The organism is Duganella sp., from assembly GCF_039595735.1.
Lineage (GTDB): Bacteria > Pseudomonadota > Gammaproteobacteria > Burkholderiales > Burkholderiaceae_D > Rugamonas.
The window spans coordinates 1,082,376-1,094,976 of sequence record NZ_JBCNLB010000001.1 but is presented as its reverse complement, the minus strand read 5'-3'; the positions used below and the strand labels follow the sequence as shown (position 1 = coordinate 1,094,976).

14 protein-coding genes are annotated in these 12,601 nt (G+C 64.2%); 13 read left to right on the top strand and 1 reads right to left on the bottom strand.

The window, feature by feature from the left end:
• Positions 1 to 193: 193 nt before the first annotated feature.
• On the bottom strand, positions 194 to 538 hold the full coding sequence (gene fliE / locus ABDW57_RS05015) for a flagellar hook-basal body complex protein FliE (protein WP_343729093.1): 345 nt from the start codon (positions 536 to 538) through the stop codon (positions 194 to 196).
• A 164-nt stretch (positions 539 to 702) separates the two neighbouring features.
• Here fliE and fliF point away from each other — a divergent pair, with 164 nt between their 5' ends.
• From fliF to fliR, 13 genes are all read left to right on the top strand, one after another.
• Positions 703 to 2,448, top strand: coding sequence for a flagellar basal-body MS-ring/collar protein FliF (gene fliF, locus ABDW57_RS05010; RefSeq protein WP_343729092.1), 1,746 nt, complete (start codon positions 703 to 705; stop codon positions 2,446 to 2,448).
• Positions 2,441 to 3,439 (top strand): flagellar motor switch protein FliG, encoded by a 999-nt coding sequence (fliG, locus tag ABDW57_RS05005; RefSeq protein ID WP_092274555.1) that lies wholly within the window; start codon positions 2,441 to 2,443, stop codon positions 3,437 to 3,439. The genes fliF and fliG overlap by 8 nt, the downstream gene beginning before the upstream one ends.
• A complete protein-coding gene (locus tag ABDW57_RS05000) occupies positions 3,439 to 4,206 on the top strand; it encodes a flagellar assembly protein FliH (RefSeq protein WP_343729091.1) in 768 nt (255 codons plus the stop codon). The genes fliG and ABDW57_RS05000 overlap by 1 nt, the downstream gene beginning before the upstream one ends.
• 4 nt (positions 4,207 to 4,210) lie before the next feature.
• On the top strand, positions 4,211 to 5,635 hold the full coding sequence (fliI, locus tag ABDW57_RS04995; protein WP_343729090.1) for a flagellar protein export ATPase FliI: 1,425 nt from the start codon (positions 4,211 to 4,213) through the stop codon (positions 5,633 to 5,635).
• A gap of 36 nt (positions 5,636 to 5,671) precedes the next feature.
• Positions 5,672 to 6,112, top strand: a complete 441-nt coding sequence (gene fliJ / locus ABDW57_RS04990; RefSeq protein WP_343729089.1) for a flagellar export protein FliJ — start codon at positions 5,672 to 5,674, stop codon at positions 6,110 to 6,112.
• Positions 6,113 to 6,132: 20 nt separating this feature from the next.
• Positions 6,133 to 7,827, top strand: a complete 1,695-nt coding sequence (locus ABDW57_RS04985) for a flagellar hook-length control protein FliK (RefSeq protein ID WP_343729088.1) — start codon at positions 6,133 to 6,135, stop codon at positions 7,825 to 7,827.
• A 204-nt stretch (positions 7,828 to 8,031) separates the two neighbouring features.
• Positions 8,032 to 8,547: a flagellar basal body-associated protein FliL gene (gene fliL, locus ABDW57_RS04980; RefSeq protein ID WP_343729087.1), complete on the top strand. Its 516-nt coding sequence runs from the start codon at positions 8,032 to 8,034 to the stop codon at positions 8,545 to 8,547.
• Positions 8,548 to 8,558: 11 nt separating this feature from the next.
• Positions 8,559 to 9,539, top strand: coding sequence for a flagellar motor switch protein FliM (gene fliM, locus ABDW57_RS04975; RefSeq protein WP_343729086.1), 981 nt, complete (start codon positions 8,559 to 8,561; stop codon positions 9,537 to 9,539).
• 14 nt (positions 9,540 to 9,553) lie between these two features.
• Complete coding sequence (gene fliN / locus ABDW57_RS04970) at positions 9,554 to 9,988, top strand: flagellar motor switch protein FliN (RefSeq protein WP_155468307.1); 435 nt, start codon at positions 9,554 to 9,556, stop codon at positions 9,986 to 9,988.
• A complete protein-coding gene (fliO, locus tag ABDW57_RS04965) occupies positions 9,985 to 10,623 on the top strand; it encodes a flagellar biosynthetic protein FliO (protein ID WP_343729085.1) in 639 nt (212 codons plus the stop codon). The genes fliN and fliO overlap by 4 nt, the downstream gene beginning before the upstream one ends.
• Positions 10,613 to 11,377: a flagellar type III secretion system pore protein FliP gene (fliP, locus tag ABDW57_RS04960; protein ID WP_343729084.1), complete on the top strand. Its 765-nt coding sequence runs from the start codon at positions 10,613 to 10,615 to the stop codon at positions 11,375 to 11,377. The genes fliO and fliP overlap by 11 nt, the downstream gene beginning before the upstream one ends.
• Before the next feature lie 9 nt (positions 11,378 to 11,386).
• Positions 11,387 to 11,656, top strand: a complete 270-nt coding sequence (fliQ, locus tag ABDW57_RS04955; RefSeq protein ID WP_343729083.1) for a flagellar biosynthesis protein FliQ — start codon at positions 11,387 to 11,389, stop codon at positions 11,654 to 11,656.
• Between the two features lie 90 nt (positions 11,657 to 11,746).
• Complete coding sequence (gene fliR / locus ABDW57_RS04950) at positions 11,747 to 12,589, top strand: flagellar biosynthetic protein FliR (RefSeq protein WP_343729082.1); 843 nt, start codon at positions 11,747 to 11,749, stop codon at positions 12,587 to 12,589.
• Positions 12,590 to 12,601: the final 12 nt, after the last annotated feature.

Sequence of the window (12,601 nt, the reverse complement as noted above, 5' to 3'; positions counted from 1 at the left end):
CTTATCTGACCCACGTGCTCAACGGCACTAAGTCTGCTCAGCGTCACCCCGCCTGGCCGCATCGACAGCCTTATTATCTGGCGAAGACGCGGTATGCTCAATATACGAGGTCCGCCATTTCTACACGAGCCCAGCCGTAAGCAGTCGCTTACGGCTGGGCTCGTGTAGAAATGGCGGACCTGACCCCGGAGTGTTATACCTGCATGTTCATGATGTCGTGGTAGGCGGATACCAGTTTGTTGCGCACCTGGATCGCGCCCTGGAAGTTGATGCTGGCTTTTTGTTGCGCGATCATCACATCCGACAGGCTCACGCTATCATCGCCCATGGCAAAGCGCTTGCTCATGCCCTCCGCCTCCTGTTGACTGGCGTTGACCGCGTCCAGCGACTTTTTCAAGGCATCCTGGAAATCCGCCTTCGGCACCGCCGCCGGCTCGGTGGCAATCACCGGCGGCTGCAAGTCCGGCTTGGTGGCGTGCGCTTTTAGCTGCGCAATCATGGCCTGGATTCGACTGCTGTCAATTCCCCCTGTAATCATTGCTGACTCCTTTTTTCTACGTGGTAGCAGAATAACAAGGCGTGCGCCAGCCCCCTGCATCGAGCAGGACCGTAAACGGCGCTCTGTTCCCCCTATTGAATTTCCTGATTACAAGCAATAATGGCGGTATTCCTTCAAGAACCCTCACCCGGGACCTCACCATCATGGCCGTAGCGGAAGAAATCGACAACGCCACAGCAGCCGGCGCGCCAGACGACGGCGCCGAGAAGCTGCCCTTCATTCAGACGCCGATGGGGCGCAATTTCCTGCGCGCAGCCGGCGCGGCCGCCATCGTCGCCGTCCTGATCGGCCTGTACCTGTGGAACAAGCCGCCCGAGTACGCGGTGCTGTTCTCCAATTACACTGACCGCGACGGCGGCGCCATTACGGCCGAGCTGGACAAGATGCAGGTCAAGCACAAGTTCTCGGACAACGGCACCGCCATCCTGGTGCCGGCCGAGCAGGTGCACGATATCCGCCTGAAACTGGCCGCGCAGGGCTTGCCGAAAGGCGGCAACGTCGGCTTTGAGCTGATGGAAAACCAGAAGCTGGGCGTGTCGCAATTCCTTGAACAGGTCAATTACCAGCGCGCGCTGGAAGGCGAGCTGGCGCGCTCGGTGATGTCGCTGGCGCCGGTGGAAAACGCCCGCGTCCATCTGGCGCTGCCCAAGCCCTCCGTGTTCGTGCGCGACCAGCAAAAGCCGACCGCCTCGGTGATCGTCACCCTGCACCCGAACCGCATGCTGGACCAGCAACAGACCGGTGCCATCATCCACCTGGTGGCGTCCAGCGTGCCCGATCTGCTGCCGGCCAATGTCACCGTGGTCGATCAGGCCGGCAACCTGATTTCCGACCAGAACAAGAATGCCAATGGCAGCAACGCCAAGCTCGATGAGCAGCAACTGAAATACGTCAAGGATCTGCAGGCGCAGGTCATCAAGCAGGTCGAATCGATCGTCATCCCTATCGTCGGTGAAGGCAATGTGCGGGCCGAAGCGGTGGCCGATGTCGACTTTGCCAAGATCGAGCAAGCCTCGGAAAACTACAAGCCGAACTCGCCGCCGGCCGCCTCGGCCATCCGCAGCCAGCAGACCAGCGAGACCAACGGCAACAACAACGCCCAGAATCCGGGCGGCATCCCGGGCGCGCTGTCCAATCAGCCGCCAGGCACCGCCACCGCGCCGCTCAACCAGACCGCCGCCGCCAACGGCCCCAACGCGCCCGCCCCCGGCACGCCGCCGGGCACCGTGGCCGCCAACGGCAGCGCCGGCCCCACCCACAAGGAATCGACTACCAATTATGAAGTCGATAAAACCGTGCGCTACGAGCAGCGCGGCATGGGCGGCCTGCGCCGTCTGACGGTGGCGGTGGTGGTCAATTACAAACGCATCGTCGATAAGAACGGCAAAGTCTCGGTAAAGGCCTATACTCCTGAAGAGATGGCCAAGATCAATGATCTGGTGCGTCAGGCCATGGGCTACAACCAGGACCGCGGCGACGCGGTCAGCGTGGCCAACTCGCCATTTGACGGCGTCGACAAGCCTTACGAGCCGCCGCCGGAATGGTGGAAAGACCCGGCCAACCTGCCGATGGCGAAAGACCTGGCGAAGTTCCTGATCACCGCCCTGATCCTGCTGTACATCGTGTTGCGCATCGTGCGCCCGATGATGCGCCCGGTGTTCAAGAAAATCGACGAGATCAACGCGCCCGAGCCGGAACCGGAAGTACCGGAAGAGCCGGTGCCGGAAGAACCGGACGAAGCGCTCATCGCCGAAGAAGAGCTGCGCAAGATGGAAGAAAACACCGCGCGCAGCTACCGCGACAACCTCGCCATGGCCAAGAAGCTGGCCGTGGAAGACCCACGCATCGTGGCCAACGTGATCAAGGAATGGATAGGCGCAAATGACTGAGAATACCGGACTGCAAAAAGCCGCCATCCTGATGCTGGCGATGGGCGAAACCGAAGCCGCCGAGGTGATGAAGTTCCTCGGCCCGCGCGAGGTGCTCAAGCTCGGCGCCGCCATGGCGACCATGAAAAACGTGCCGCATGAGGAAGTGGTCGGCACGCTCGACAACTTCCGCGACATGGTGGCGGCCGCCTCGACCGTCGGCCTCGACTCCGACGAGTACATCCGCCAAGTGCTGACCAAGGCGCTGGGCGACGACAAGGCCTCGGTGCTGCTGTCGCGCATTCTGGGCGGCAAGGACGCCTCCGGCATCGAATCGCTGAAGTGGATGGATTCGCAATCCGTGGCCGAGCTGATCCGCAACGAACACCCGCAGATCATCGCCACCATCCTGGTCCACCTGGAGCGCGACCAGGCCTGCGAAATCCTCGGCCACTTCACCGACCGCCTGCGCAATGACGTGGTGCTGCGCATCGCCACCCTGGACGGCGTGCAGCCGGCCGCGCTGCGCGAGCTGAACGACGTGCTGACCAAGCTGCTGTCGGGTAACGAGAACATCAAGAAGTCGACCCTGGGCGGCGTGCGCGCGGCCGCCGAGATTCTCAACTTCATGTCCGGCGAGCAGGAAAGCTCGGTCATGGACAATATCAAGAACTACGACAACGACATGGCGCAAAAGATCATGGACGAGATGTTCGTGTTCGACAACCTGATCGATATCGACGACCGCGGCATCCAGCTGCTGCTGCGCGAAGTGCAGTCGGAAATGCTGATCATCGCGCTGAAAGGCGCCTCGCAGGAGCTGCGCGACAAGATCTTCAAGAACATGTCGGCGCGGGCCTCGGAAATGATGCGCGAAGACCTGGAATCGAAAGGGCCGGTGCGCCTGTCGGAAGTGGAAACGCAACAAAAGCAAATTCTGCAAATCGTGCGCCGCCTGGCCGACGAAGGCCAGATCGTGCTCGGTGGCAAAGGTGAGGATTCCTTCGTTTAATGGTGATACATTCAAAAGACGCGCAGCCGGCCTTCAAGCGCTGGGAGATGACCTCGTTTGGCGACGAGCGTCCCAGCACACTCGCGCTGCGCGAAGCGGAACAACGCGAAATCGCGGCCGAGCACGCCCGGCTGGAGGCCGAGCAACGCGTGCAGGAAGCGCTGGAGGCGCAGCAGGAACAACTGGAAATGGGGCCGCCACCGCCGCCGCCCATCCAATACCCGACCGTCGAGGAACTGGAAGCGATCCGCGAGGATGCGCGCAAGGACGGTTATCAGGAAGGCCATGCGGCCGGCCACGCCGAAGCCACCGAGGCGGTGCGCCAGGCCGCCGACGCGGCGCTGCAACAGGAGCTGCAGCAGGTGCGCGTGCTGGCGGACAATTTCAGCACCGCGCTGCAGGACGCCGACCAGCTGATCGCCAACGAGGTGCTGGAGCTGGCTTTGCAGCTGGCCAAGGGCATGCTGAAAAATGCGCTGCAGGTCAAGCCCGAGCTGATCCTGCCCATCGTGCGCGAAGCCATCGAATACCTGCCGGTGTTGCAGCAACCGGCCCTGCTGGTGCTGCATCCGGACGACGCCGCCACCGTGCGCGCCGGCCTTGGCGAAGAGCTCGACAAGGGCGGCTGGCGCGTGGTGGAAGATCCATCCGTCGGCCGCGGCGGCTGCAAGGTCGATACCGCCAGCAACACCATCGACGCCAGCGCCGCCGCCCGCTGGCAGCGCCTGAGCCACGCGCTCGGCAAGGAAGTGGACTGGCTGGACTGACGCCATGGACACCATCGACCGCAGCCTCAGCGCTCCCCCGGCCAGCCCGCACGCCGGGCGCTGGAAATCCTACCTCAGCGATTGCGCCGCCCTGGCCGACATGGTCGAGCCGATGCAGGTTTCCGGCCGCGTCACGCGCGTGGCCGGGCTGGTGATGGAGGCGGTCGGGCTGCGCCTGGCGGTGGGCGCGGCCTGCACCGTGCCGCTGCCGGCCGGCGGCAAGATCGAGGCCGAAGTGGTCGGCTTTGAGGGCGACAAGCTGTTCCTGATGCCGCAATCGGACGTCGAAGGTGTGGTGCCCGGCACCCGCGTCTTCCCGGTCGAGCCGGCCATCCCGAAACCGGGCAGCGTCGCCCATCCCCGGCGCCGCCCGAGCGACCGCGCGCGCCACTTGCCGGTCGGCATCGAACTGCTGGGCCGCGTGGTCGATGCGGCCGGCCGCCCGCTGGACGGCCTGGGGCCGATCCAGGCCAGCGACAGCGCGCCGATCAACACCCGCCCGGCCAATCCGCTGGGCCGCGCGCCGATCGTCGAGACGCTCGACGTGGGCGTGCGCTGCATTAACGCCATGCTGACCGTGGGCCGCGGCCAGCGCATGGGCCTGTTTGCCGGCTCCGGCGTCGGCAAGTCGGTGCTGCTGGGCATGATGGCGCGCTACACCGAGGCCGACATCATCATCGTCGGCCTGATCGGCGAACGCGGCCGCGAGGTCAAGGAATTCATCGAGCAGATCCTCGGCGCGGAAGGTCTGGCGCGCTCGGTGGTGGTGGCGGCCCCGGCCGACACGCCGCCGCTGATGCGCCTGCAGGGTGCGGCCTACTGCACCGCGATTGCCGAGCACTTCCGCGACAAGGGCCAGAACGTGCTGCTGATCATGGACTCGCTGACCCGCTACGCCATGGCGCAGCGCGAAATCGCGCTGGCGATCGGCGAGCCGCCAGCCACCAAGGGCTATCCGCCATCGGTGTTTGCCAAGCTGCCGGTGCTGGTCGAGCGCGCCGGCAACGGCGAGCTGGGCGGCGGCTCGATCACCGCCTTCTACACCGTGCTGACCGAGGGCGACGACCAGCAAGACCCGATTGCCGACTCGGCGCGCGCCATTCTGGACGGCCACATCGTCCTCAACCGCCGCCTGGCCGAAGCCGGCCACTACCCGGCCATTGACATTGAGCAATCGATCAGCCGTGCCATGCACTCGATCACCTCGCATGAGCACCAGACCAAGGCGCGCCACCTCAAGCAACTATTCTCGCGCTATGAGCGCAGCCGCGACCTGATCAGCGTCGGCGCCTACGCCCCCGGCACCGATCCGGTGCTGGACCAGGCCATCCAGTTACACGAGCGGATCGAGCATTTCCTGCAACAACAGATCACCGAACGGGTGACCATGGGCGAGAGTTTGGGGCAACTTACCTCTCTATTCGACTGATTGACGGCTTCGGCCGCCTCCTATAATTGACTCACCATGGCTTCCAAAGCGCAATTAGAAACCCTGATGGACCTGGCGCGGCGTGAGACCGACGACGCCGCCAAGCGGCTGGGTGTTGCCCTCAAGGCGGTGGATGAGGCCCGGCAGAAGCACGAGATGCTGGTCGGCTACCGTGAGGAATACCTCAAGCGTTTCGAGGCGGCCCAGGCGGCCGGCATCACGCCGATGGCATACCGCAATTTCGTGGCTTTCATTGAAAAGCTGGAAACCGCGGTCAAGGGCCAGCTGGACATGATCAGGCATGCCGAATACCGCAGCGAGCAGGAAAAAGCCGCGTGGCAGGCCAGCGAGCGCAAGCGCATGTCCTACTCCACCCTGAACGACCGGGCGGACGCCGCCGCGCTCAAGCTGGAAAACAAGCGCGACCAGAAGCAAATGGACGAACACGCAGCAAGGCAGGCGTACTACAAACGATGACATCCTAGAGAGCGCGAAACATGCAGACCCCGAATCTTCCAATTCCTACCCTGAACGCCAATGCAGTGGCCGCGCCGAAAGTGCATGTCAACCTGGGAGCGGGCAACGACAACAGCGCGTTCAAGCAGGCGCTGTCGCGCGAAATGGACCAGCGCGGCAACGCCAGCAGCAACCCGCCAGCCCGCGCCGCCGAGCGCCCTGCTTCGCGCGCATCCGCGTCCAAGCCACAGCAGGCCGCGCCCGCCAAACCGGCACAGCCACAGAACCAGCAGGCCGAGGCCGCCCAGCAAACGGCCGCTAACGAAAGCAGCGCCGCCGCGCAGCCCGCGCCAGCCAAGAGCGCCGCCAGCGACAGCGACAACAGCAGCGCCGACGGCAGCAAGGATGCCAGCAGCGCCAGCAGCGACGCCCAGGCCGCGCAAGCCGCCGATCCAATGGCGGACATGCTGGCCCTGGTGGCCGCCTTTAACCAGCCGGCCGCGCCGGCCACGACGCCGGCCGCCACCACCGATGCCGGCGCCATCGCTGCCGGCACCGGCGGCGCCGGCCCGGCCGTCAGCGCGGCCGATGCCGCCGCTGCGGCTGCCGCAGCCGCCGCCACGGCCGCCCAGGCCGCGCTGGCCGCTGCCGGCGACACCTCGGCCGACGCCGCCGCCGCCCATGCCGCCGCGGTGGATGCCGACGCCGCCGCACTGGCCGCCACCGACACGGCCGGCGCCGATGCCGCCGCCCTGCAAGCTGCGCAAGACCAGGCTGCCGCCGCCAGCGACTTCAAGACCGCGCTTGGCAAGGCCGGCGCAGCCGCGCAAACTGCCGCGGATGCCGCCGCAGCAGCGGCCGCTGCCGCCGCCAAAGCCGCTGCCGATGGCAAGACCGATGCCGCCGGCCAGAAACCAGCCATCGCCAGCGCCGTCGCGCCAGACACCGGCGCCACCAAGGCCGATACCCAGCCCGCCATTGCAGATGCCAGCGGCGTGGCGGATGCGGCGCCGAAAACCGGCGCCGACGTCATCAACCGCATCGAAACCAAGGCGGCGCCAGCCACCGACGCCCAGCCGCAGGTGTCGCAAACCCAGCAACAGCAGCAGGCCGCCGACCCGGCCCAGCTGGCCGCCAGCGCCAGGGCTGGCGCCAGCGTCAATGCCGAAGCCACCGCCGCGTTGAAGGAGCAAGCCAGCATCACCGTCGCACCGGCCGCCGCGCACGCCGCGCAGGACATCGCCAAGGCCGCGACCACTGTCCCGACCGACAAGCTCAGCAGCCGTGTCGGCACCCAGCAGTGGGACCAGCAACTGGGCCAGAAAATCATCTTCATGGCCGCTGGCGGCGAGCAAAGCGCCACCATGGAATTGAATCCGCCCGACCTCGGCCCGCTGCAAGTGGTGCTGAGCGTGAACAAGGACCAGGCCACCGCCGCCTTCAGTTCGGCCGCGCCGGAAGTGCGCCAGGCGCTGGAAAACGCCCTGCCGAAACTGAAAGAGATGATGAGCGAGGCCGGCATCCAGCTGGGCAGCGCCACCGTCTCGGCCGGCATGTCGGATCAGAACAACAGCGCCTATAGCCAGCAAGCCAGCTCGGCACAAAGCGGCAATGGCGGCAGCGGCAGCCGCAGCGGCGGCAGCTATGGCCGCGACAGCGGCAACGACGCCGACGCCGCGCGCAGCGCGCCACCGGTGCGCCGCCTGCCAGCCGGCGCGGTCGATACTTTCGCCTGATTTCGCAGCGCCGCCATACGCAACCGGGAGCGGCGCCCCTGCCCTCCCGGTTTTGTTGTCTGTTACACTAAAGAAACGTCGAGCAGCAGCAGGAACGCCCCTCTTTTCGGCGTATCCAACTGCGCAGGCACAACTGATAATGACATAATGGCGGCGTGAACCACTGCCGCAGCATGAAGGGCTATTTTGAAAGCGAATCCGAAAATGAAAGCCGATCAGAAGGTTGAAGCGCCATCCGGTGGCGGCAGCAAGAAACTGATCATCATCATCCTGGCCCTGGTGCTGGTGCTGGCTGCGGCCGGCGGCGGCGCAGCCTGGTTCTTCATGCACGGCAAAGCCGATGCCGAAGAGCATGACGAAGCGCCAGCCAAAAAGAAAAAAGCCAAGAAACCCGTGGGTCCGCCTGAATACGTGCCGGTGGAACCGTTCACCGTCAATCTGCAGCCGGGCGAGAGCGGCGCCGACCAGTACCTGCAAATCGCTTTCACGCTGGAAGTGGGCGGTCTGGAAGAGAAAGAAAACGTCAAGAACAACATGGCCAAGGTGCGCAGCCGCATGCTGTTGCTGCTGTCGAGCAAGCGCGCGGCCGACATCAACACGCCGGAAGGCAAGGTCCAGCTGGCCAAGGAAATCATTACCCAGCTGCGCGAGCCGTTTGAAGACCGCGGCTCGCCGCAGGAAATCGAGGACGTGCTGTTTACGTCCTTCATCATTCAGTAAGCAGACTCGTCATGGCTGATAATTTTCTCTCCCAGGAAGAAGTCGATGCCCTGCTGAAGGGCGTCAACGGCGACCAGGATGACGTTGCGGCGCAAGAAGATGTCGCGGGCGTCCGCACGTACAACCTGGCCACGCAGGAACGGATCGTGCGTGGGCGTATGCCGACGCTGGAAATTATCAATGAGCGCTTTGCCCGTTTGCTGCGCGTCGGCCTGTTCAACTTCCTGCGCCGCAGCGCCGAGGTGTCGGTCGGCTCGGTGCGGGTGTCCAAGTATTCCGAGTTCATCCGCAACCTGGTGGTGCCGACCAACCTCAACCTGGTGCACATGAAGCCGCTGCGCGGCACGGCGCTGATGGTGTTTGATCCCGGCCTGGTGTTCCTGCTGGTGGACAACCTGTTTGGCGGCGACGGCCGCTTCCACACCCGCGTCGAGGGCCGCGATTTTACCCAGACCGAGCAGCGCATCATCCTGCGCATCCTCGACATCGTGTTCGAGGCCTACACCAAGTCGTGGGAGCCGGTGTACCCGGTCGAGTTCGAATACATCCGCTCGGAAATGAATACGCAGTTTGCCAACATCGCCACGCCCAACGAGGTGGTGGTGGCGTCGACCTTCACGGTGGAGCTGGGCTCGGTGTCGGGTCAGATCCACTTCTGCATGCCGTACTCGATGATCGAGCCGATCCGCGATTCGCTGACTTCCAGCCTGCAGGGCGAGGCGCTGGAAGTGGACAAGCGCTGGATCCGCCTGATGACGCAACAGATCCAGATTGCCGAGGTGGAAATCGTCGCCTCACTGGGCACCGCCAAGGTCAATTTCGACGAGATCCTGAACATGCGGGTGGGCGACATCATCCCGCTGCAGATCCCGGAATTCATCTCGGCCACCGTGGACGGCGTGCCGGTCATGGATTGCAGCTACGGCGTGATGAACGGACAATACGCGCTCAAGGTCGAGAAACTGCTGGCCAATGCCGATAACCTTAAATAAAACCGGAGAGAAACATGTCGGATAACCAAGACGATCAGCCATTGGACGAAGACGATCCATGGGGCGCGGCGATCGCCGAGCAAGCGCAGGCGGAAGCCGCCGCGCTGGAAAAGCAGCAGGCTGCGCAAGCGGCCAGCGCCGCCGTGTTCAAGGACTTTTCCAGCACGCCCAGCAAAACTGAAACCCACAACGATATCGACTTCATCCTCGATATCCCGGTCCAGCTGACGGTGGAACTGGGCCGTACCAAGATCGCCATCAAGAACCTGCTGCAACTGGCGCAGGGCTCGGTGGTGGAGCTGGACGGCCTGGCCGGCGAGCCGATGGACGTGCTGGTCAACGGTTGCCTGATCGCGCAAGGCGAGGTGGTGGTGGTGAATGACAAGTTCGGTATCCGCCTGACTGACATCATCACGCCGTCCGAACGTATCCGAAAACTGAATAAATGAAGCACGGACTGATTTCAACCCTTACCCTCGCGGCGGCCCTGGCCGCCGCGCCTGCAATGGCCCAGCGCAGCGTCTCGGGCACCATCGGCGGCGCCCACGCGGCCGCCCCGGCTGCCGCAGCCGCCCCGGCCCAGGCCTCCGCCGCGGCTGCCGCGCCAGCGGACAATGCCGCAACGCCGGCCGCCGACGCCCCGGCCGCAGCGGCCACACCCGCTCCTGTCGCGGCCGCAACGCCAGCCCAGCCCAGCGCGCTGGCCATGACCATCCCGACACCGCCGCCAAGCGCGCCGTCCACTGGCGGCGGCCTGCTGCAAACCTCGCTGGCGCTGCTGTTTGTGATCGGCCTGATGCTGGGCCTGGCCTGGCTGACCAAGCGCTTTGGCCCGAAGAACTTCGGCGGCGGCAACAGCAACGTTAAGCTGGTCGGCTCGCTCAGCGTCGGCACGCGCGAGCGCATCCTGGTGGTGGAAGTGGGCGAACAATGGATTGTGGTGGGCGCCTCGCCCGGCCGCATCAATGCGCTGGCCACCATGCCGCGTCAGGAAAGCAGCGAACCGCTGCCGGTGGCCAGCGTCCCCGGCGCTAATTTCGCCGACTGGATCAAACAAACCATAGACAAGCGCAATGGCAAATAAGCTGTTCCCGGCGGCTGCAAAAACGCTGCTTCTGCTGGCGGCCATCGCCCTGCCGCTGACGGCCGGGGCCGACTCCAGCATCGGCATCCCCGCCCTGACCTCCACCCCTGGCCCGGCCGGCAGCACCAATTACACGCTGCCGATCCAGACCATGCTGCTGATGACGGCGCTGACCTTCATCCCGGCCGCGTTGTTGCTGATGACCAGTTTCACCCGCATCATCATCGTGCTGTCGCTGCTGCGCCAGGCGCTGGGCACGCAATCGGCGCCGCCCAACCAGGTGATGGTCGGGCTGGCCCTGTTCCTGACCCTGTTTGTCATGGGGCCGACTTTTGACAAGATCTACACCGAAGCCTATCTGCCCCTGCAGGAAAACAAGCTGACCATGGGCCAGGCGCTGGACAAGGGCGCGGCGCCGCTGAAAACCTTCATGCTCAAGCAGACCCGCGAGGCCGACCTGGCCCTGTTCGTCAAACTGTCGCGCAGCCCTGCCCTGCAGGGGCCGGAAGACGTGCCGCTGCGCATCCTGGTGCCGGCCTTTGTCACCAGCGAGCTGAAAACCGCGTTCCAGATCGGCTTTGCCATCTTTATTCCATTTCTGATTATCGACATGGTGGTCGCCTCTGTACTAATGTCGATGGGCATGATGATGATGTCACCGGCCGTGATTTCGCTGCCGTTCAAGCTGATGCTGTTTGTGCTGGTGGATGGCTGGCAGCTGCTGCTGGGCTCGTTGGCCCAGAGCTTCTACTAGGAGGCTGGAATGACGCCCGAAAGCGTGATGACCATGGGCCGCCACGCCATGGAGATTACCCTGATGATTGCCGCGCCCATGCTGCTGGTGGCGCTGATCATCGGCCTGGTGGTCTCCATTTTCCAGGCCGCCACCCAGATCAACGAGCAGACGCTGTCCTTCATCCCCAAGCTGGTCGGCATTTTCGTGGCGCTGGTGGTGGCCGGGCCGTGGATGTTGTCCGTCATGCTCGACTACATGCGCGAGATCTTCACCGGCATCCCGCTGCTGGTCGGGTGATGTTTTTGCCAATATGTAACAGTTTCCGATTTACTAAAAAGTTCGTCTACAATACCTAAAAGATGCCAGGCGGAAATGTAACAGACCCTTATGCTGACCGTCTCTTCTGCCGATATCAATATCTGGATCGCCAGCCTGCTGTGGCCGCTGACGCGCATCCTGGCGCTGCTTGCCGCCTCGCCGCTGTTCGGTAACCGGGCGGTACCGGCCAGCGTCAAGGTCAGCCTGGGCGTGGGACTGGCGGTGATCGTGGCGCCGGCGGTGCCGGCGTGGCCGGCCACCGACCCGCTGTCGATGGCTGGTTTGTTGATCTTGTTGCAAGAAATGCTGATCGGCCTGGCGATGGGCTTCACCATTCGCATCATTTTTGCGGCGGTGGAGATGGCCGGGGAGATTTCCAGTCTGACCATGGGCCTGGGTTTCGCGACGTTTTTTGATCCGACCACCCAGGGCCGGTCGTCGGCCATCAGCCAGTTTTTGTCGCTGGTGGCGACCATGGCGTTTTTGGCGGTGAACGCGCATCTGGTGTTGTTGTCGGCGCTGGTGGAAAGTTTTTCCACATTGCCGGTGTCCAGCATCCCCATCTACGGCGGCGGCTTCAAGCAGCTGGCCGACTGGGGCGGGCGGATCTTCAGCACCGGGGTGCAACTGTCGCTGCCCATCGTGGCGGCGTTGTTGATTACCAACGTGGCGCTGGGCATTCTGACGCGCGCCGCGCCGCAGTTGAATTTATTCGGGATCGGCTTTCCGATTACCCTCGGCATGGGCTTGCTGGTGATTGCCATGACCCTGCCGTACTTCGGAACGCCGATCCAGAACCTGTTTTTGGACGGCATAGAACGCGCGCGGCTGCTGCCGCGCACCTGGTCGCAGCGACCGCCAGTAGCGAAACCGGCAAGCTTGCCGGTTCGACCTCCGGGCTTGCTGCCATAGGGAAATTCAATA

What these genes read in the sequence shown, in the direction of transcription:
- fliE (WP_343729093.1), bottom strand. Translation starts at nt 538, where the DNA reads ATGATTACAGGGGGAATTGACAGCAGTCGAATCCAGGCCATGATTGCG.
- fliF (WP_343729092.1), top strand. Translation starts at nt 703, where the DNA reads ATGGCCGTAGCGGAAGAAATCGACAACGCCACAGCAGCCGGCGCGCCA.
- fliG (WP_092274555.1), top strand. Translation starts at nt 2,441, where the DNA reads ATGACTGAGAATACCGGACTGCAAAAAGCCGCCATCCTGATGCTGGCG.
- ABDW57_RS05000 (WP_343729091.1), top strand. Translation starts at nt 3,439, where the DNA reads ATGGTGATACATTCAAAAGACGCGCAGCCGGCCTTCAAGCGCTGGGAG.
- fliI (WP_343729090.1), top strand. Translation starts at nt 4,211, where the DNA reads ATGGACACCATCGACCGCAGCCTCAGCGCTCCCCCGGCCAGCCCGCAC.
- fliJ (WP_343729089.1), top strand. Translation starts at nt 5,672, where the DNA reads ATGGCTTCCAAAGCGCAATTAGAAACCCTGATGGACCTGGCGCGGCGT.
- ABDW57_RS04985 (WP_343729088.1), top strand. Translation starts at nt 6,133, where the DNA reads ATGCAGACCCCGAATCTTCCAATTCCTACCCTGAACGCCAATGCAGTG.
- fliL (WP_343729087.1), top strand. Translation starts at nt 8,032, where the DNA reads ATGAAAGCCGATCAGAAGGTTGAAGCGCCATCCGGTGGCGGCAGCAAG.
- fliM (WP_343729086.1), top strand. Translation starts at nt 8,559, where the DNA reads ATGGCTGATAATTTTCTCTCCCAGGAAGAAGTCGATGCCCTGCTGAAG.
- fliN (WP_155468307.1), top strand. Translation starts at nt 9,554, where the DNA reads ATGTCGGATAACCAAGACGATCAGCCATTGGACGAAGACGATCCATGG.
- fliO (WP_343729085.1), top strand. Translation starts at nt 9,985, where the DNA reads ATGAAGCACGGACTGATTTCAACCCTTACCCTCGCGGCGGCCCTGGCC.
- fliP (WP_343729084.1), top strand. Translation starts at nt 10,613, where the DNA reads ATGGCAAATAAGCTGTTCCCGGCGGCTGCAAAAACGCTGCTTCTGCTG.
- fliQ (WP_343729083.1), top strand. Translation starts at nt 11,387, where the DNA reads ATGACGCCCGAAAGCGTGATGACCATGGGCCGCCACGCCATGGAGATT.
- fliR (WP_343729082.1), top strand. Translation starts at nt 11,747, where the DNA reads ATGCTGACCGTCTCTTCTGCCGATATCAATATCTGGATCGCCAGCCTG.